At 44.3% G+C, this 21,527-nt stretch carries 14 protein-coding genes and 1 tRNA gene; 5 read left to right on the forward strand and 10 right to left on the reverse strand.

All coding sequences use genetic code 11. From position 1 onward, the window contains the following. The first annotated feature begins 19 nt into the window (after window positions 1-19). From dnaG to L2717_RS02930, 3 genes are all read left to right on the forward strand, one after another. Window positions 20-1,744, forward strand: a complete 1,725-nt coding sequence (dnaG, locus tag L2717_RS02920) for a DNA primase (protein WP_220772939.1) — start codon at window positions 20-22, stop codon at window positions 1,742-1,744. A 135-nt stretch (window positions 1,745-1,879) separates the two neighbouring features. After that, the gene (gene rpoD / locus L2717_RS02925) at window positions 1,880-3,718 is read left to right on the forward strand and encodes an RNA polymerase sigma factor RpoD (RefSeq protein WP_143562195.1); all 1,839 of its coding nucleotides are present in this window, start codon (window positions 1,880-1,882) and stop codon (window positions 3,716-3,718) included. 262 nt (window positions 3,719-3,980) lie between these two features. After that, a tRNA-Ile gene (locus L2717_RS02930) sits at window positions 3,981-4,057 on the forward strand. 212 nt (window positions 4,058-4,269) lie between these two features. Here the strand turns inward: L2717_RS02930 and L2717_RS02935 are convergent. Beyond that, complete coding sequence (locus L2717_RS02935) at window positions 4,270-6,390, reverse strand: methyl-accepting chemotaxis protein (RefSeq protein WP_220772941.1); 2,121 nt, start codon at window positions 6,388-6,390, stop codon at window positions 4,270-4,272. A 361-nt stretch (window positions 6,391-6,751) separates the two neighbouring features. Here L2717_RS02935 and L2717_RS02940 point away from each other — a divergent pair, with 361 nt between their 5' ends. Both L2717_RS02940 and L2717_RS02945 read left to right on the forward strand, forming a co-directional pair. Then, window positions 6,752-8,302 (forward strand): peptide MFS transporter, encoded by a 1,551-nt coding sequence (locus L2717_RS02940; protein ID WP_220772942.1) that lies wholly within the window; start codon window positions 6,752-6,754, stop codon window positions 8,300-8,302. Between the two features lie 489 nt (window positions 8,303-8,791). Further along, entirely contained in the window at window positions 8,792-9,799 is a 1,008-nt protein-coding gene (locus tag L2717_RS02945; RefSeq protein ID WP_220772943.1) for an LLM class flavin-dependent oxidoreductase, read from the forward strand. A gap of 144 nt (window positions 9,800-9,943) precedes the next feature. On the opposite strand, the gene gabT is transcribed toward L2717_RS02945, so the two are convergent. From gabT to L2717_RS02990, 9 genes are all read right to left on the reverse strand, one after another. Continuing rightward, window positions 9,944-11,221, reverse strand: a complete 1,278-nt coding sequence (gene gabT, locus L2717_RS02950; protein ID WP_220772944.1) for a 4-aminobutyrate--2-oxoglutarate transaminase — start codon at window positions 11,219-11,221, stop codon at window positions 9,944-9,946. A gap of 31 nt (window positions 11,222-11,252) precedes the next feature. After that, the gene (gene gabD, locus L2717_RS02955; RefSeq protein ID WP_220772945.1) at window positions 11,253-12,701 is read right to left on the reverse strand and encodes an NADP-dependent succinate-semialdehyde dehydrogenase; all 1,449 of its coding nucleotides are present in this window, start codon (window positions 12,699-12,701) and stop codon (window positions 11,253-11,255) included. Between the two features lie 50 nt (window positions 12,702-12,751). Then, window positions 12,752-14,038, reverse strand: a complete 1,287-nt coding sequence (locus tag L2717_RS02960; RefSeq protein WP_220772946.1) for an NAD(P)/FAD-dependent oxidoreductase — start codon at window positions 14,036-14,038, stop codon at window positions 12,752-12,754. Between the two features lie 244 nt (window positions 14,039-14,282). Next, a complete protein-coding gene (locus L2717_RS02965; protein ID WP_220772947.1) occupies window positions 14,283-15,101 on the reverse strand; it encodes an ABC transporter permease subunit in 819 nt (272 codons plus the stop codon). Continuing rightward, window positions 15,098-16,003, reverse strand: coding sequence for an ABC transporter permease subunit (locus L2717_RS02970; protein ID WP_220772948.1), 906 nt, complete (start codon window positions 16,001-16,003; stop codon window positions 15,098-15,100). Before L2717_RS02970 ends, L2717_RS02965 begins: the two co-directional genes overlap by 4 nt. Continuing rightward, a complete protein-coding gene (gene potA / locus L2717_RS02975; RefSeq protein WP_076497004.1) occupies window positions 16,000-17,136 on the reverse strand; it encodes a polyamine ABC transporter ATP-binding protein in 1,137 nt (378 codons plus the stop codon). The genes L2717_RS02970 and potA overlap by 4 nt, the downstream gene beginning before the upstream one ends. A gap of 177 nt (window positions 17,137-17,313) precedes the next feature. After that, window positions 17,314-18,414: a polyamine ABC transporter substrate-binding protein gene (locus L2717_RS02980; RefSeq protein WP_076497005.1), complete on the reverse strand. Its 1,101-nt coding sequence runs from the start codon at window positions 18,412-18,414 to the stop codon at window positions 17,314-17,316. Between the two features lie 596 nt (window positions 18,415-19,010). Continuing rightward, entirely contained in the window at window positions 19,011-20,366 is a 1,356-nt protein-coding gene (locus L2717_RS02985; protein ID WP_220772949.1) for a glutamine synthetase family protein, read from the reverse strand. Window positions 20,367-20,368: 2 nt separating this feature from the next. Beyond that, complete coding sequence (locus L2717_RS02990; RefSeq protein WP_220772950.1) at window positions 20,369-21,130, reverse strand: gamma-glutamyl-gamma-aminobutyrate hydrolase family protein; 762 nt, start codon at window positions 21,128-21,130, stop codon at window positions 20,369-20,371. Between the last annotated feature and the right edge of the window lie 397 nt (window positions 21,131-21,527).

A 21,527-nucleotide genomic window follows, 5' to 3' on the forward strand; every position in this document is an offset into this window, starting at 1 on the left:
GCGGGATTTTAAGCATTCAATGGCAATACCTCGTGATTTTATCAATGAGCTAATCGCTCGCACTGACATCGTCGAACTTATCGATCGTAAAGTGCCCTTGAAAAAGGCGGGTAAGAACTACTCGGCTTGTTGTCCTTTTCATAGCGAAAAATCACCTTCGTTTACCGTCAGCCATGATAAACAGTTTTATCATTGCTTTGGCTGCGGTGCTCACGGTAACGCCATCGATTTTGTGATGGAGTATGACCGACTCGATTTTATTGATGCCATTGAAGATCTGGCGGGCCAGCTTGGATTAGAGGTTCCTAGAGAACAAGGCACAGGCAAGCGACATGACGACGGCTTAAGTCGTGATTTATATCAACTCATGGAAGAAGCTTGTCTTTACTTTCAAAACCAACTTAGACAACACCAAGATAAACAAAAGGTTATCGATTACCTTACTTATCGTGACTTATCCGATGAGGTAATAGAGCATTTTGGTATCGGTTTTGCGCCAGACGGTTGGGATGGCTTACTAAGCCGCTATCGTCAAAATCAAGATGCGCAGGACAAACTACTGACTGCCGGTATGTTAATTAGCAACGACAGTGGTAAACGTTACGACCGTTTTCGTGACCGCCTTATGTTTCCTATCCGCGATAGACGCGGACGAGTGATTGGCTTTGGTGGAAGAGTTTTAGGTGATGGCACACCCAAATACTTGAATTCTCCAGAAACGCCCATATTTCATAAGGGCAATGAGCTTTACGGTCTGTATGAACTAAAGCAACGCCATCGCGATCCTGACAAAGTGTTGATCGTCGAAGGCTATATGGATGTGGTCGCACTGGCGCAATTTGGCGTCGATTATGCCGTAGCCTCTTTAGGTACATCGACTACTGCTGAACAATTTCAGCTATTACTGCGTAGTGCTAAAGAAGTGGTTTGTTGTTACGACGGCGACCGAGCGGGTACAGAAGCGGCTTGGCGCGCCTTAGAAACGGCATTGCCATTATTAAAGCCGGGCGATCAAGTGCGATTTATGTTTCTGCCTCAGGGTGAAGATCCTGATTCTATGGTGCGTAAAATTGGTAAAGAGGCCTTTGAAGTTTTAATGGGTTCTGCCATTGCGCTACCTGAGTTTTTATTTGACACATTAGCCACCAAATACGGTACGGATAAAGGCAACTTAGCGAAACAAGCTTTTATCTTAATTGAAAAAATTCAAGACACTGTACTGCAAAATTTATTGCTTGAGAATTTAGCTCACAAGCTTGGAATGAACAGCTCAGAAGATATGAAAAAGAAGCTAGGCTTTAGCGTTAAACAAGCTAAGCCAATAGCAAATAGAGGATTAAAAGGACGTGGTACACCATTGCGACTTGCCATCGCATTACTCGTACAACATCCTAAACTGGGATTGGGTTTATCCCCACAGCCCGCACTAGCCCACTTGCAGATGCCAGGCATAGAATTGCTGCCACTGTTATTGGAGATGACTCGAGAGCAAGAGTTAAACAGCGCACAACTACTTGAAAAATTCAGGGAACACTCCCACAGCGGAGCTCTGCATAAATTAGCCCAATGGGACCATCAAGTGGCGGATGAAAACCTGCTCGAAAAGTTTAAACAAACCCTGGTTTGGTTGAACAATCAATATATTGAACAACGATATCAGGAATTGAGTCTTAAACAGACTCATACTAAAGAAGAGAAGATACAGCTCTCGAAGCTGATCTCAGTCATGAAAGGGTTAAACTGAGGCAAAAATGTCCTCATTCACTATCCTCGTGACTAGCACAGATATGTGCACGCGGCTATAATTGACGATTTGCGCGGCATTGAGCTTACGCTCTGTGTCCGTCGTTGTAACAGTTTCCCAACTTGGATGATATCTATGGATCATACTCCGCAGTCGCAACTTAAGCTGTTGCTTGCCAAAGGTAAAGAGCAAGGTTACTTAACCTATGCAGAAGTGAACGATCACTTACCTGCAGACATGGTCGATTCTGACCAGATCGAAGATATTATCCAGATGATCAATGACATGGGTATCCGAGTTTTCGAAGAAGCTCCCGATGCCGATGACATGATGATGTCAGAAGACAATACAGACGAAGATGCTGCTGAAGAAGCCGCCGCCGCACTGGCAACAGTCGAAAGCGAACTTGGCCGCACAACCGATCCCGTCCGCATGTACATGCGTGAAATGGGTACTGTTGAACTTCTAACCCGTGAAGGCGAGATTGTTATCGCCAAACGTATCGAAGAAGGTATCAACACAGTTCAAAGCTCAGTAGCCGAATATCCACAAGCGATCGCGATGATCCTTGAACAATTCGACCAATTTGAAGCCGACGAACTGCGTCTATCCGATATTATTTCTGGATTTGTCAACCCAGACGAAGATGACGTTGCACCGACGGCAACTCACATCGGCTCTGAATTATCTGAAGATCAATTAGATGACGAAGATGACGAAGAAGATGACGATGATGCCGAAGAAGAAGAGGAAGGCAACAAAGGGCCGGATCCTGAAGAGGCACGTGAAAAATTTGGTCAACTCAGAACCGCTTACGAAAGTGCGCTAAAAATTATTGACGCCAAGGGCCGTGAACACCCTGAGTCAGTAAAAGCTTTATTCGAAATCGGCGAAATCTTCAAAGAGTTTCGTTTAGTCCCTAAACAGTTCGATCGTTTAGTGAAAAGCATGCGTACTATGATGGATCGCGTTCGTGTTCAAGAACGTTTAGTATTAAAACTATGCGTTGAACAAGCTAAAATGCCGAAGAAAAACTTCGTCAAATTCTTTACGGGCAACGAAAGTAATCTTGATTGGTTCCACACTGAAAAAGCCTCAACTAAACCTTATGCCGAAGGCCTAAGAATGGTTGAAGATGACGTAAACCGTTGTCGCACTAAGCTTGCAGCAGTGGAAGAAGAAACGGGTTTAGCCATTTCAGCCATTAAAGACATCAACCGTCGTATGTCAATCGGTGAAGCCAAAGCGCGCCGAGCGAAGAAAGAAATGGTTGAAGCAAACTTACGTCTGGTAATTTCTATCGCGAAGAAATATACCAACCGTGGTCTGCAATTCTTGGACTTAATCCAAGAAGGTAATATTGGCTTGATGAAGGCTGTGGATAAATTTGAATACCGTCGTGGTTATAAGTTTTCGACTTACGCAACTTGGTGGATCCGTCAGGCAATTACTCGCTCTATCGCCGACCAAGCACGTACGATCCGTATTCCAGTGCACATGATCGAAACGATCAACAAGCTGAACCGTATCTCTCGCCAAATGCTACAGGAAATGGGCCGTGAGCCTTCGCCTGAAGAACTGGCTGAGCGTATGATGATGCCGGAAGATAAGATCCGTAAGGTATTAAAAATCGCTAAAGAACCTATCTCTATGGAAACCCCAATCGGTGACGATGAAGATTCGCATTTAGGTGATTTTATCGAGGATACAACCCTCGAATTACCACTGGATTCAGCGACTAGCGAAAGCTTGAAAAACGCTACCCACGAAGTATTAGCGGGCCTAACCGCTCGTGAAGCGAAAGTACTGCGTATGCGTTTTGGTATCGATATGAATACCGATCATACGTTAGAAGAAGTGGGTAAACAGTTTGACGTAACGCGCGAGCGTATTCGACAAATTGAGGCTAAAGCACTGCGTAAGCTTCGCCACCCTTCACGCTCAGAAATCTTAAAATCGTTCTTAGACGAATAGCCGGACGAAAGTCCACTAAGCTAAAACGATAAAGCCCTGCTCTTGCAGGGCTTTTTTTATGTCACGCCTCTGTCCACCCCAAGATCATTAAGCTGTAATAGAGCATAAAATGGCTAAGTGCACGCCTGATAAACCAACAAAGTTGATTAACAGATAACCACTTGGATCAATTAGGTGAATTAGAGGCAAAAACACCAGTGACAAGCGCAAACAAGCTTAGTATAATTCCACCCGCTTTAGACAGTGACGACTGTCTTTAGTCGGCCCCTTAGCTCAGTTGGTTAGAGCACACGACTCATAATCGTTAGGTCCACGGTTCAAGTCCGTGAGGGGCCACCAATTCTGATAAGGCGTAGTCGGTTAATCACCACTACGCCTTTTTCATGTCTAAAATAGTAGTGATCCTTTATTGAGTCACTGCGCACGATTCTCCCCATAAACGATTTTAACTACGTAAGATATTAAAAAAATTCTCTAATAAAAAACTCTTAGATGAATAGCCTTCATTCTAAGAGTTTTTTAAATACATATAAAACCGTCAAACTGACGTTTTAGGTTTTTAACTTACCTAATTCTTCATGTTGTTGTTTCACTAAATCGGCTAATACCACGCTGCTTCGCTGTGCTTCATCGGCTAGACGAGCAAGCTCAGATGCCGATTCTGAAATCCCCGTAATATTGCGGTTAACCTCTTCAGTTACGGCGCTTTGCTCTTCAGCGGCGGTTGCTATATGCGTAATCTGTCCTGATATTTCCTCAATTTGGTTTACCATTAAATTCAACGAAGATAAGGCTTGCTCTGTCTGAGTCACGGCCATTTGCGCCCGTTCAGCCCCTTTATCGATAATACTTGAAGCACTATGTACTTCTTTTTGGAGTGCATCGATAAGCACGCCGATATCATCGGTAGAGCTTTGTGTTTTTGACGCCAATGCTCTTACTTCATCGGCAACGACGGCAAAACCACGGCCTTGCTCACCCGCTCGTGCGGCTTCAATTGCCGCATTCAAAGCGAGTAAGTTTGTTTGTGCCGCAATCGAACTAATCACCTCAAGAATTCGACTGATATTAGTGCTACTTTCAGCCACTTTGCTGACAGCAACTTTAGCCTGCAATGACTCTTTCGACATTGTCGCCACGTAATCCATTGCTTTAGTTAAGCTTTGCTCACTTATACGAATATTGCGTGACATCGCCTCTGTTTCTGCCGCAGTTTGTTCCGATGCTTTAGCAACTTCGAGTGCAGTTGCGCTCATTTCATTTACCGCAGTCACAACACTTTCAATCTCTCCATGTTGACGCTGCACGCTATCGCGAGTTAATTGGGCTATTTCGGCTGATGATTGGCTTTCTTGTTGAGTGCGACTCGCTAAAATTTTAAGTTCTTCAATAAGACCTTTTAGCTTATAGATAAAGGAATTAAAGCCTTTTCCGAGCGCGATGAGTTCGGCATGTGAGTCGACTTCAATCGATTGGGTCAAATCTCCCTCTGCGCTAGCAAGATGCTCTACTCTATTTTGAATCATCTTCAGTGGTGAAATAATACTGCGAAGCACCAAGCTAATAGTAATGACGGCAATCACTGATACGACTAACCCCACGATTAATAGTAGGCTACCAAGTGATGTGGCCATTTCATCCATTTTATTATTAAGTTCAATTGAACTTTTATAGGCTTGAGCGTTAGGGACTTGTATCACCAGTGACCACTCAGTATTAGCGAGTGGGATTTTAATCGGATAAGCGACAATAATTTCATCGCCCTGCGTCATATACTGTGCATTTTTATGTAATGAGCTTATTTGCGCCGCCAATTTAGGATCTATTGATTCCGATAGGGGACGCGCTTTTTTACTGTCATAACTGGACGCAACAATAAAGCCATGATTACTCAATAATGTGACCTTAGCTTGTCCGTCGTAAAGGCTCTTTGCTAATTGTTCAATTAATGATTGGAATACGGGTAAATTAACATCAACACCTATTACACCGATAAATTGCTTATGCTTAATGATTGGCACGGTCAACGAGGTCATTAACTCGCTATTACCCGGGACAATTTCATACAAATAAGGTTCCATTAAACAAGGTGTTAGTGTTTCTTTAGCACATAAATACCATTCAGCATCACGCACACCAAACTCATTCACACTCGTGAGATATTTTTCTGCTGAATCATCCACTTGTTGATGTTTTACACTGCCATCACTGTTACGGGTGTAATACACTTCTAATGCACCAGAAGAGGCGACGCTATGGCTAACATCTACGTTTAAAAACTCACTATCGAGACCGTCATAACCATTCGGTTCAAATTGAGCATACATAGAAGAAGTTTGCGCATTTTTCTTTAGTACTGCAGCAAGTGCAAGCTCAAGCCTGTCACGCTTTAAGGGTAATTCTTCAGCGGTGCTTTCAACAATCCCCGCAAAAGAAAAAGGAATTCGATAAGCCTCATTAATAAACCCCGCGACCATTTCACCATACTCGCCTGCTCGAGCCTCTAGCTTATCGCGGATTTCCAGTTGCAGTGTTTTTTGTACCTGTTCAGATACCTGTACATTTTGGTCAGATAATGCCTGCCAGAGACTGATAGTTAAAATTGCAACAATCGATAGGAACAATGCGGAAGTAATCCACAACAACTTAGTACTGATGGATAAATGCTTCATCTGGTTAACTCCCAAGGGATGACAATGGCACAATAATCTTGAGCTATTTTATTTTTAATATTCATTAAACTAACTTAAAAATGGCAACCCACTTCTAAGCTTACCCACATTATCATCAAAGATAATTTTTTGTTGCCAACAAGTAAAATATTAGCATTAAAATAAAGGCTGAGATGTAGAAGTCTCTCTTTATCTGGCGACATAAACATCTATCGGCCTCTATTGCTTAAATTCAGCTTAATATTTTAAATATTATTTGTAACAAAACCTATTCTGCAGCTTTACACCATTGGTTTGCCGTAAGTATCGCCTTATAATCTTCCCCCTTAAATCTAAAAAAATAATGTTGGAAGCAAGCGATATGGCTATTGGGACTGCTCCGGTAAGCAAAACACACTCATTTATGACTGTGTCACTTATCGAATTATGGGAACGCTTTGGTTATTACGGCATGCAAGCGCTAATTGTATACTTTATGGTACAGCGCCTTGGCTTTGATGACTCCCGCGCAAACTTAGTATGGAGTGCCTGTGCGGCGCTTATTTACGTATCACCAGCGATTGGCGGTTGGGTTGGGGATAAGATCCTCGGCACTAAACGAACTATGTTACTAGGTGCGGGTATCCTTTCTCTAGGATATGCACTGATGGCAGTACCCACTGAAAATACTTGGTTTATGTTTTCAGCACTCGGTGTGATAGTGGTCGGTAACGGCCTATTCAAACCCAACGCGGGTAACTTAGTTCGTAAAATCTACGAAGGTGACGATTCTAAAATCGACAGTGCGTTTACCATTTATTATATGGCGGTCAACGTCGGCTCAACCTTCTCAATGTTACTGACACCTTGGATTAAAGATTACGTCAACGCCCAGTATGGCAACGAATTTGGCTGGCATGCCGCCTTTGCCGTTTGCTGTGTGGGCATATTAGTGGGATTAGGTAACTATGCATTAATGTATAAAAGTCTCGCTAACTATGGATCTGAGCCAGATACACGCCCAGTAAATAAGAAAAGTCTCACAATTGTATTGGTTTTGGCCGCGCTTTCAGTTGTGGCCTCGGCTGTTATTCTTGAATATGAAGCGGTTGCACGTATCTTTGTTTATGCTGCGGGCATTGCCGTGTTAGCAATTTTCTTCCACTTAATCCGTACCAGTGAAAAAAGTGAACGTGCTGGCCTTATCGCTGCATTGATTCTGACAGTGCAAACCGTGTTCTTCTTTATTTTCTATCAGCAAATGTCAACGTCACTGGCGCTGTTTGCTCTACGTAACGTGGACTGGGATTTCCAAGTGTTTGGCACCCATTTGTGGACTTGGTCACCGGCCCAGTTTCAAGCACTTAACCCACTGTGGATTATGGTATTAAGTCCTATATTGGCCTGGAGCTATTCATGGGCGGGGCGCAATAACAAAGACTTCTCTATTGCGGCTAAGTTTGCGCTCGGTTTCGCGGTAGTGGCGATTGGCTTTTTTATCTATGGTTTTGCGGAGCAATTTGCTGTTAATGGTAAAACCTCATCATGGATCATGATTTGGGGCTATGCCTCTTACTCTTTAGGTGAATTACTGGTGAGTGGCCTAGGTCTTGCGATGATTGCCCGCTACGTGCCTGCACGTATGGGCGGTTTTATGATGGGCGCTTATTTTGTCGCATCGGGTATTTCACAATATCTGGGCGGTGTAGTGGCTAACTTTGCCAGTGTGCCGAAAGATTTAGTCGATCCTCTGCAAACCTTGCCAGTATATACCAGTCTATTTAATAAATTGGGTATCGCGGCTGTAGTCTGTACCTTTATTGCGTTAGCGGTATTGCCGCTAATGCGCCGCCTGACTGAGACTCACAATGCCCATAATAGTATTGGCGATAATGCTGTAGCATCACTTCGTGATGTAAAAGCCGAGCTGTAATCCTCAACTTAATGGTCTTTATTGCCTAAAATCAAACTGCCGATAAGCCATGCTATCGGCAGTTTTTTATCACCTCATTCAAATCGATTACTGTCCTTGCGTAGCGCCTCATAACCCAATGGACTTTAGCAAAAGCTATACAGCGCATTACGGTGGACACGGCGCTAAGTTTTTGACAATAAAATCTTTATTTCCACCTTATAGTGCTGAGACTAAGATGACTTTAACCCTCGATTATTGTTACAAAGCAAGCACGAGGTCGGTCGACTAGAACAACTTAAATAAGAGTTCAAATAAAGATTAAGCTACGGGGCATTAGCCGACTAAGCTTGAGAAGTGCTAATGTGACCCCATATCAATGACACTGAATACCTTTTATTCATCATGACTGTTCCCTACGTTTATTTTTATCTTCAGTCTAACAGTGCTTCTCACAACATAAGAGCCACTTGTTATCACTAATGAAAACGGCAGTCACTTGGAGACACCATGTCACAACAAACATCAATATTAGCCGATATTCCTTTCTCGTTATTGGAACTCGCGCCCATGCGCCAAGGTTCGACCGTGGGTGAAACGCTACACGACAGTTTGCAGTATGCCAAAGAGGCCGATCGCCTCGGCTTTAATCGCTTTTGGTTTGCCGAGCACCACAATATGCCAGGTATCGCCAGTTCGGCGACCTCAGTATTAATTGGTTATATTGCAGGTAATACGCAGCGCATTCGTGTTGGCGCGGGCGGCATTATGCTGCCTAATCATGCACCTTTAGTGGTCGCAGAACAGTTCGGTACTCTCGAGAGCCTCTACCCCGGTCGTATCGATTTGGGGCTGGGACGCGCGCCCGGCAGCGATCAAATGACCAGCCGAGCATTGAACCGCGATAGCAGCCGCGCAGAACAATTCCCAGAGGAGGTCAGTGAATTACAAACCTTACTTGGCCCTTACAATGGCCGTCAGGCGGTGCGAGCGATTCCCGGCGAAGGCACTAATGTGCCGATTTGGCTATTAGGTTCGAGTCTCTTTAGCGCACAGTTAGCGGCGCAGCGCGGTTTACCCTATGTGTTTGCCGGCCACTTTGCACCACGCTTTCTTTATGATGCGATTGAAATTTATCGTCGCGACTTTAAACCATCGCAAGTGCTTGATAAGCCCTATGTGATGCTCGGCTTACCCTTAATTGCTGCAGATAATGATGAAGAAGCCCAATATCTGGGTACGACATCGAAGCAACGTATATTGGCGCTTATCCGTGGTCACGAGTTATGGTTAAAACCACCTGTTGAAACCATGGACGGCTTGTGGAGTGAGCAAGAAAAGACCTATGTCGATAATTTCTTAGGTTTATCTGTTTCTGGCGGCCCTGCGACTATAAAACATCGCTTGGAAATGATTGTCACAGAACTTGGCGTAGATGAGTTTATCTTCACCAACGATTTGTATGATCTTGATAAACGCAAAAGGGCACTGCAGATCCTCATGGATATTAAAAAGTAGCAACTCAGTAAGCTGACTAGTGCTGAAAACTATAGATAGTAAAAAGCCAATTAAACCATGCAACTTATATAAAAAATCCCGCCGAAGCGGGATTTTTTATGATTCAAAACTGTCATCTAAAATAGATAGTATCTCAAAGCGATATTAGCTTTTCAGTACTGCATCAAAGCAGTTTTTTAGAATACTAAGGCCAGCATCAATTTGTGAATCTGGTGCGGTTAATGGCACTAAAATACGTAGCACATTGCCATAAGTACCACAGGATAAAAGGATAAGCCCCCTATCACGGGCATCACTTAATACTTGCGCGCAATAGTGCGGCGCTGGCTTGTCATCTTCCATCAGTTCGATGGCAATCATAGCGCCTAAACCACGCACATCGGCGATTTGGGCATGTTCAACTTGCATTACATTTAATGCTGACTTAATCCGCTCACCGATAGCATTAGCACGCTCTAATAGTTTTTCCTCCTCAAACACTTCGATGACAGCGAGCGCCGCGGCGCAGGCTAACGGACTACCACCATATGTGCCGCCAAGACCACCCGGACCAATCGCATCCATCACTTGCGCACGGCCTGTAATGCCAGAAAGTGGGAAACCACCCGCAATTGATTTAGCAAAGGTAGTGATATCCGCACTCACGCCCATTTGCTCCATAGCAAAGAAAGTGCCAGTTCGGCCAGCGCCCGTTTGCACTTCATCGGCAATAAGCATAATACCTTCACGATCGCACAGTGCGCGCAAACGCTGCATAAAAGCAGGTGATGCAGCGTAGAAACCGCCCTCGCCCTGCACGGGTTCTAAAATAATCGCGGCTATGTCACTTGGCTCGGCATCATTTTTAAAGATGCGTTCAATCGAAGCCATGGCATCATCATCGGACACGCCGTGCAGCTCGCACGGGAACTCAGCGCGGAACACATTCGCTGACATCAATCCCATACCTTTACTGTAAGGCGCGACTTTTCCGGTCAGTGCTAAGGCCGCGATAGTGCGACCATGGTAGCCAGACGTAAACGCAATCACGCCAGCACGTTTAGTATAGGCACGCGCCACTTTAACTGCGTTTTCAACCGCTTCTGAACCACTAGTGAATAGTGCCGTCTTCTTGGCAAAATCCCCAGGAACCAGTTGATTGAGCTTTTCACATACTTGGATATAGCTCTCGTAACCGAGCACCATAAAACAAGTATGGGAAAAATTATCCAGCTGAGCAGCAACCGCCGCCTTCACTTTAGGGTGAAGATGACCGGTATTGAGCACGGCAATGCCACCCGCAAAATCGATAAACTCGCGACCTTCAACATCCCACACGGTTGCATTTTCGGCGCGCGCGGTAAAAATAGGGTGAATTTGCCCAACACCACCCGCGACTGCGGCTTGGCGACGTGCCATCAATGAATCATTGGTTGTTGTCATTTAGTGTTCCTCACTCGCCAAATCAGCCGTATTAAACGGACATGCAGATGTATTTCATCTCTAAATATTCTTCGATACCAAACTTAGAACCTTCACGGCCCAGTCCAGAGGATTTCATCCCGCCAAAAGGAGCCACTTCAGTAGAAATCAAACCCGTGTTGACCCCAACCATACCGTATTCCAAGGCTTCAGCCACTTTCCACACCAGCGAGATATCACGGCCATAAAAATAGGCCGCAAGACCAAATTCGGTATCGTTGGCTTGCTTGATCACATCATCAACATCGCTGAATTTAAACAGCGGCGCGAGTGGACCAAAGGTTTCTTCACGGGCGACCAGCATGCTTTTATCAACGTTTGTAAGCACGGTTGGCTCAAAGAAATTACCGCCAAGGTCGTGAACCTTACCACCAGCGAGTACCGAAGCCCCTTTTGCAATGGCATCAATGAGATGACTTTGCACTTTTTCAACTGCAGCAGCATTGATAAGCGGCCCCGTAGTCACGCCCTCATTAATACCCTCGCCAACCTTAAGTTTGCTCACTGCAGCACTGAGTTTTAAAGCAAATTCATCGTATACACCGTCTTGCACATAAATGCGGTTTGCGCAGACGCAGGTTTGGCCGGCATTACGGTACTTAGCGATCATGGCGCCTTCGACAGCGGCATCGATATTGGCATCGTTAAACACGATAAATGGTGCATTGCCGCCAAGCTCTAGCGACAGTTTTTTTAAGGTAGGCGCACATTGCGCCATTAATTTAATACCGATATTGGTTGAGCCAGTGAAAGACAGCTTACGCACTATCGGGTTGCTGCACATTTCATTACCAATCTGCACCGCATCACCCGTTAACACACTAAATACGCCCGCAGGAATACCGGCACGCTGTGCAAGTTCAGCCATCGCTAATGCGGTAAATGGTGTTTGGTGCGCCGGTTTTACCACCATAGTGCAACCCGCGGCTAACGCAGGAGCGGCTTTGCGGGTGATCATCGCGGCAGGAAAGTTCCACGGCGTTATCGCGGCAGTTACACCGACAGGCTGCTTAATCACAATTAAGCGTTTATCACCTTGATGCCCGGGAATTGTGTCGCCATAAATACGTTTCGCTTCTTCTGCAAACCACTCGATAAACGAGGCGGCATAGGTCACTTCACCTTTCGCTTCTGCCAGTGGTTTACCTTGCTCAGTCGTCATGAGCAATGCTAAGTCATCACTGTTTTCATTGAGTAATTCAAACCAACGCCTTAACTTAGCGCCGCGCTCTTTAGCAGTGAGCGCTCGCCATGCAGGTAAAGCTGCTTCCGCCGCCTTAATCGCCATTTCAGTTTCAACTTGTCCCATATTGGGAACATGGCCAATCACAGCATTGGTTGCGGGATTTACCACAGTTAGCGTGTCACCAGACACGGCATCACACCATTGACCATTAATAAAAGACTGTTGGCGTAGCAAACTCGGATCATTTAATTGCACAAGGATTTCCTCGTATTGTGAAGCTAGCTAGCTTCTTAAAAGTGATAATGTTAGAGACCTAGTTTGTCTCTTAACGTGTAATACCAAGCCCCAATAGCGCTAAAAGGGACGCGTAATGCGTGGCCACCAGGGAAAGGATAATGGGGGAGCGCGGCAAAGGCATCAAAACGCGTAGCTTGACCGTTGAGCATTTCGGCCAGTAACTTGCCCGCTAAATGGGTGTAGGTGACGCCATGTCCACTACAACCCTGTGAATAATAGATATTTTTACCGATACGACCGACCTGCGGTAAGCGTGATAATGTCAGTAAGAAGTTACCTGTCCACGCATAATCGATTTTTACATCTTTTAATTGCGGGAAGGTTTTAAGCATATTCGGAATAATAATTGACTTAATATCTGCCGGATCGCGAGCGCCATACACCACACCGCCGCCATAAATCATCCGTTTATCGCCAGATAAGCGGAAATAATCGAGTAGATAGTTACAGTCTTCAACACAGTAATCCTGTGGCAATAGACTGGCGGCTAAATCATCACCCAAAGGCTCAGTGGTGATGACCTGCGTACCACAAGGCATTGATTTAGCTTGTAGCTCTGGCATTAACTTACCTAAATAGGCATTACCTGCCACGACCACAAACTTGGCTTTAACACTGCCCTGTGCCGTATGCACTACGGGGCTGTCGCCTTCATCAACGCGTAGCACTGCTGAGTCTTCAAAAATCTTACCGCCAAGGGATTCTACCGCCCGCGCTTCACCTAACGCTAAGTTAAGCGGATGAATATGGCCGCCACTTTTATCGAGTAGACCACCGATATAGCGTTCAGTATTGACCACATTGCGAATGCTTTTGGTATCGAGGAGTTCAAGCTGATTAACATGACCGTGGCTTTCCCACAGTTGCTTTTGATGGCGCAAATGGCCCATTTGCTTTTCGTTCATAGCTGCAAATACGCCACCATCTTTTAGATCGCATTGAATGTTGTACTTTGCAATACGATCGCGGATGATTTGACCGCCCTCAAAGGCCATTTGACCAAAGAGTTTACCTTGTTCTTTGCCGACCGTTTTTTCAATGGTATCAATGTCTCGGCTAAAACTATTGACGATTTGTCCACCATTACGGCCCGAAGCGCCCCAACCAATGCGAGCGGCTTCTAACACCACCACACTAAAGCCTGATTCTGATAAATGCAGTGCGGCAGAAAGTCCGGTATAACCCGCGCCAATCACACACACATCGGCTTCAATCGATTCCTGTAGGCGCGGACGTTCAACCTTATCGTTGGCCGATGCCGCATAATATGATCCAGCGTGAGCGATGGCAGACATGTTGTTCCCTTGAATTCTAATGTTCATTATTTTAAACAGCCATCACATCCTACACGCTCACAAAACGAAACACTAGCCAAAAAACCACAATAATTTACACTTCGTTTGATATTTCAAACGGGATATATTGTCAAAACCAGTGATTAAATTAAGCTTGAAGCGTTTGTAGGATAACGTTGCGAATAGCAGCTGATAAGCTAATAAAAATGGCTTTGTCGAGCACAAAGCCATTTTGTTATTAAAGTCACTCGTTAATCGGCATACGGTCGCGTTTCTCTGCCCGCCTTGCCATATACCAAGAAAGAAAGGCAATTAAAGACACACTCAAAATAATTAGCGTCGCTAGTGCGTTGATTTTAGGCGAAATACCCATGCGTACTGATGAGAACACCACCATAGGTAAGGTCGTTGCACCAGGGCCAGAAGCAAAACTTGCAATCACTAAATCATCTAAAGATAAACTGAAAGACAACAACCAACCCGCCATTAATGCGGGCGATATCATAGGCACAGTAATTACAAAGAAGGTTTTAAGTGGCGTTGCACCTAAGTCCATAGCGGCTTCTTCAATCGATCTATCAAGCTCACGTAATCGAGATGAAACCACCACAGCGACATAAGCCGCGCAGAAGGTCGAATGCGCAATCCATACTGTCAACATGCCACGCTCTTTGGGCCAACCGAATAAATCGGCCATGTGCACAAATAACAGTAGCAATGACAAACCGGTAATCACCTCTGGCATAACCAGCGGCGCGGTAATCATGTTCGATAGGGTTAATTTAGCCCACGAGCGCTTAAAGCGCGTCATCACAAAGGCTGCCATAGTCCCAATAACAACCGCCATGGTTGAGCTATAAAAAGCAATCCGCAGACTGGTCCATACCGCATCTAAAATCTGTTGGTCTTCAAATAACTCGCCATACCATTTAGGTGAAAAACCGCCCCATACCGTCACGAGCTTAGAGTCGTTAAAGGAGTAAATCACCAGCACCAACATAGGGGCATATAGGAACAGCAGCCCAAACCACAGCATGACAGAAGAAAAACTTAATTTATTCATAGGTCTTTCTCCAAACTACGCGCCTGATAGCGATGAAATAGCGTTATCGGAATAATTAATAAACCGAGCATTACAATCGCCAGCGATGATGCTACTGGCCAGTCACGGTTGTTGAAGAATTCTTGCCATAGGACTCGGCCAATCATTAGTGAATCTGGGCCGCCTAGCAGCTCGGGGATCACAAACTCTCCCACCGCTGGAATAAACACCAACATAGAACCCGCAATAACACCACTTTTTGACAGTGGTAAGGTAATTTTCCAGAAGGTATTAATACGGCTTGAGCCTAAGTCTGACGCAGCTTCAATCAAACTCATATCAAGTTTCACTAAGGTGGCGTATAGCGGCAAAATCATAAAGGGTAAATATGCGTAGATAATGCCGATATACACGGCCACATTGGTATTTAAAATCTGTAGCGGCTCAGAGATAACGCCTAACCACATGAGTGTATTGTTGATAATCCCCGTATTACTTAGAATTCCCATCCAAGCGTAAACACGAATTAAGAACGAGGTCCAAGAAGGCAACATGACTAATAGCAACAACACGGTTTGCAGCCGTGCTGGCGCACGGGCTATGGCGTAAGCCATGGGATAACCAATAATCAAACAACCAATCGTCGAGATAAATGCCATTTTAAGCGAACTGAGATAAGCCATGTAATACAGCGAATCGTCAAGCAACATCAAATAATTACCAAAATGTAAAAAAACATTTAAGACATTATCGGCATACTGAAAAGTCGCTTCGTAGGGCGGAATCGAAATCGCTGCTGTCGAAAAACTCAGCTTGAGTACAATCGCAAATGGCAAAGCAAAAAATAATAACAGCCAAAGATAAGGAATACCTATGGTCCAAATGCGGCCTTTTAACCATTTTAATCGAGTCGGTATCTTCATGATCTCAACACCACGCCGCTGGTGTCCTCCCAACTGATAAAGACTTCGTCATCCCATGTCGCATTATCGGCACGGCGTTCGCGGTTTGTCATACTGCACTGTACAATTTGGCCATTTTCTAAGCGAATGTAATAGACTGATATACCGCCTAAATATGCGATATCGTGTACAACACCCTTAGCCCAGTTATATGGGCCTTCTGGCTGTTCACGGTTAATAATGGTTTTTTCAGGACGTACGGCTAACCAGACATTTTTATCTTCAACGTTAGTTGATACCCCATAGCCAACATAAAAATGCTGTGTTAGCTCATTAGGTTTTATGACCAAATGGTCAGCTTCATCCACTTCAATGGCGCCAGCAAATAAGTTTACGGTACCAATAAACTCGGCAATCATGCGACTGTTTGGGCTTTCATAAATGTCCATCGGTGAACCTGTTTGGGCAATCCAACCATCGTTCATTATGGAAATTCGTCCCGCCATGGTCATGGCTTCTTCTTGATCGTGAGTCACCATCACACAAGTCACACCCACACGCTCAAGAATCTCAACTACTTCGAGTTGCATTTGGGTACGTAACTTTTTATCCAATGCGCCCATAGGCTCATCGAGTAATAATAATTTAGGCCGTTTTGCCAATGAACGCGCCAGCGCAACACGTTGACGTTGACCGCCAGATAGCTGATGCGGCTTACGCTTACCGTATTGTTCCATGTGTACAAGTTTGAGCATATCTTGCACACGTTGCTCAATTTCTGCTTTAGGTAGCTTGTCTTGTTTTAAACCAAAGGCGATGTTTTGCGCCACTGTCATATGAGGAAACAGCGCGTAGGATTGAAACATCATATTGATGGGACGTTCATAAGGAGGTAAATCAGTAATATCTTCACCATCGAGAAAAATGCGGCCAGATGTGGGCTTTTCAAACCCCGCTAACATACGCAACAGCGTTGATTTGCCCGATCCAGAGCCGCCAAGTAAGGCAAAGATCTCACCTTTATTAATCGTCAATGACACATCATCGACAGCCCGTACATCATCAAATAATTTACTAACTCGCTCAATCTTAAGCAGCACTTTATCTTGCGTCTTTGTTGTCGGTTTATTAGTGACGCCCGAGGTGATTGTCATAGTACTTCTCCACCCTATAATGAGGCGTTAACATCCTCAAATTCTGGGTTCAACACAATTAATGAATGAAAAATAGAGTAACAAAACGCTGTTAAATCCTATACGTGGATTAATCTGCATAGGGTTGGATAGAGTGAATTTGCAAAATAGGGGCAAGCTAAACTTGCCCCTTATCAACTATTGCCCTGACTTCACTTTGGTCCAAACACGGTTTAATACGCGCTGGATTTTCAAAGGACGGATTTCACCAATATAGAGTTTATCGAGTACATCTTGCGGTGGGTAAATAGCTGGATCGGTACGAATCGCTTCATCAACCAAAGGTTGTGCAGGATCGTTTGGATTAGCATAAGCGACAAAGTTAGAAATTGGCGCAATCACTTCTGGGCGCAGTAGATAGTTAATCAGTGTATGGGCATTATCTACGTTAGTTGAATCAGCAGGGATAGCTAACATATCAAACCACAGGTTTGCGCCTTCTTTAGGAATTGAGTAACCAATTTTATTGCCGTTGCCCGCCTCTTCAGCACGCGCTTTGGCTTGGAACACATCACCAGAGAAACCATAGGCAACGCAGATATCGCCATTTGCTAAGTCAGAAATATAGCGTGATGAATGAAAGTAAGTCACATAAGGACGAACTTTTTCAAGTAACTCACCTGCCTTTTCATAATCGCTAGGATTAGCGCTGTTAGGATCTAGACCTAAATAAATCAATGCTTGAGGCACCATATCATCGGCAGAGTCCAGCATAGCAAAACCACACTTCGAGATTTTTTCAGCATATTTAGGGTTAAAGATCAGCTCCATTGAGTCTAATGGTGCATCCTCGCCAATAGCCGCTTTTACTTTGTCGATGTTGTAACCAATTCCATTTGTACCCCATAAATAAGGTACCGAGTATTTATTACCGGGATCGGCTTTTTCAAGCAATTTCATCAACGCCGGATTTAGATTTTTGAAGTTAGTTAATTTGCTACGGTCTAATTCTTTAAAGGCACCCGCTTTAATTTGCTTAGCAAGAAAGTGATTAGAAGGCACAACGATATCGTAGCCACTACGGCCTGAGAGCAACTTAGTTTCGACGACCTCGTTACTATCAAATACATCGTAAACTACTCTAATACCCGTTTCTTTCTTGAAATTATCTAAGGTATCTTCTGCAATATAATCAGACCAGTTATACATGTGTACGACTTGTTCAGCTTGAGCTGCTGCGCTTGCCATTACACTCGCTGTCACCAAAGCGAGAGTGGTCACTTTATTAAATAGCTTCATGCTTTCTCCTTTCTCGGGTAGCAGAATTGCTTAAGCAATTCTGACATTGTGTCACCGGGCTGCCCGGATATTGTTGTTATTTTCGACCAATGCTACACCTTAAAACCGCATCGGCAGTCACTACGACATGATAATCATGCTGATTTCGCTCTTGTTACAACTTGTTAAGTATCAGGTTTTGTGCCAAATATTGAAATATAAAATATTGCATTAATACTCAAAAAAATAGACTAAATATCGCTAGCATCGCCATAGGACAATATTTTAAAAGGCCTCAAGCCACACTAAATTAATCATTAAAATCCTTGCCACATGAAATTATTAACAAATAAAAACAAATACTTAAACCTACAAATGATTAGAGCAACAAACACGATTAAGGCTATTAGCTTACTCTAACAATCTACACACTCGGTTGAAGTATACGCTTTATGCAAAACCATTATAAAATCATTATATTATTTAACAACAACGTCGCACCAACAGAGTGCAACATTACTATAACAGTGCAAATATTCAAGCTTAAGTCCCCGCGTTAACTTGAAACGGTCTTAGGCTAACGCGGGCAAACATTGCAGAGTCTTAACGTAACAGCATCACACTGTGAGCAGTAGAAATTCACGTTCCCATGAACTGACAACACGGCGGAAGTTTTCAAGCTCAGCCTGTTTCACCGCCACAAAACCAGTGGTGAAAGCTTCGCCTAAATACTGTTTACAGGCATCACTTTCTTCCATCGCCGCTAACGCCTCCTCTAAGGTCAGGGGCAGACAATGGGTATTATTGCTGCGACTTTCATTGGCTTTTCCTTGCACCGGTGTCGACGGTTTAAGTGCCTCAACCATACCGATATAACCACACAATAAGCTGGCAGCAATCGCCAAATAACAGTTAGCATCGGCACCAGGAATACGGTTTTCGATACGACGATTTTGCGGCGAAGACTCAGGAATGCGCAAACCACAGGTACGGTTTTCATCACCCCACTCTAAGTTTACTGGTGCTGAAGTACCGGGCAAGAAACGGCGGAAAGAGTTCGCATTGGGCGCCATAAGGGGTAATAGCTCAGGAATAAATTTTTGCAGACCGGCTATATAACCTAAGAATAACTGGCTTTTAGTGCCATCTTCATTGGTGAAAATGTTTTTACCTGTCTCTTTATTAATGACGCTCTGGTGAATGTGCATCGCACTACCCGGCTCATCTGTCACAGGTTTTGCCATAAACGTGGCGCAAACATTGTGCTTTAGTGCCGCTTCACGCAGGGTGCGCTTAAAGATAAACACTTGATCAGCTAGGGATAATGCATTGCCATGGCTGAAGTTTATCTCCATCTGCGCTGGACCATCTTCATGGATTAAGGTATCGATATCCAACCCCTGGAGCTCACACCAATCGTACATATCCTCAAACATGGGATCGTATTCGTTGGCAGCATCGATAGAGAAAGACTGGCGACCAGCTTCGGGTCGGCCTGAACGGCCAATGGGTGGCTTAAGCGGTAAATCGTGGTCATCGCTACGGCGGGTTAAATAAAATTCCATTTCGGGAGCGATAACCGGTTCCCAGCCCTGTTCATCATAGAGAGACAAGACTTTTTTCAATACGTTACGGGGTGATAGTTCAATCGGATTGCCCATTCTGTCGTAGCAATCATGGATCACCTGCGCTGTAGCTTCAATGGTCCAAGGCAACATAAAGACAGCGTTTTCATCGGGTACGCACACAAAATCAATATCGGCAGCATCGAGCAGGCTGTAGTAAATCTCTTCGTTAACAAAATCGCCAGTTACGGTTTGTAACAGCACACTTTCGGGCAAACGCATGCCTTTTTCATCGAGAAACTTATCGACTGGCGCAATCTTGCCGCGGGCGATACCAGTCATATCGCAAATAACACATTCGACTTCTGTGATTTTTCGTTCTTTTAAAAAAGCGATAAGCTTATTCATTATTATTTCACTCGAGTTGTAGCCCTACGTCGGCAGGCATCACCAAACGCACTGAAGATAGAAAGATAAAATGAGTTTTCACTCACCTTCCACTCTGGATGCCATTGCACACCTAGGGCAAATTCTTTAGTACCGATCACGGAGAAAGCCTCCACTAATCCATCGGGAGCATAGGCTTCTGGCCGCAACCCATCACCCAGACGCTCCACGCCTTGAGTATGCAAAGAGTTAACCTCTGCAGAGTTACGGCCCCAGGCCTCATGAATAACCCCCCCAGGCTCAACAGTAATACTGTGAGAAACCCCATACTGCACATCTAAGGATGCGGTGTTATCTTCTCTATGTTCAATAAAGCCATCTACTTCATATAATTTCTGGTGCAAACTGCCACCAAAGGCCACATTCATTTCTTGAAAACCGCGGCAAATACCTAATACAGGTATCCCTGCTGCAATTGCAGCATGGATTAACGGCAATGCAGTTGCGTCACGCTTGGGATCATGATGCGTACCAAGCTCACTCGGCTGACCGGCATAAAGATGGGGTTCAACATTAGAAGGGGAGCCAGTAAACAAAATACCGTCAAGACGTGCCAAAATGGCGCTTATCGGTAAATCACCGCCTAAGGATGGGATCACTAACGGCCAACCCTTCGCGCCATTCACTACGCCTAAAAGATATTTTTCACCAACGATATTAAAGGGATGCAATCCCAGTTGTCGATTACATGCTACAACGCCAATAAGAGGCAAATCAGCTGACATATCTCACCTTTAGAATTCGTTTTACTAGCATAATGAACACTCCGCTTTCAAATGTTCATTTTTTCACACAGTACACCGAAATTTAACACGAGGCAAGAGGTTAATCAATTGTTAAGCGCAACTCTAATCAGCAATAGCTAATAGATATAAATAACAGTAAGTTAAACTAAAAGTCAATCAGTAATATGTTATTTTTTGTGAATACATCAGCTGTTACACGGGTATTATTTCGATTATTATCGAGTCTATTAAGTAATATTAACGTCAAGTTTGAACTAATATTATTTACACAATAAGAGATAATAATAGGCAATGGAGTAGAATAAGAAGCGCTAGAATGGGGATGATTAAGTGCTGTATTACGCCACCGTTCTTTATTGAACAAGTGGCCTAATAG

Origin of the sequence: Shewanella glacialipiscicola (assembly GCF_023283485.1) — a bacterium.
GTDB classification, from domain to species: Bacteria; Pseudomonadota; Gammaproteobacteria; order Enterobacterales; family Shewanellaceae; genus Shewanella; species Shewanella glacialipiscicola.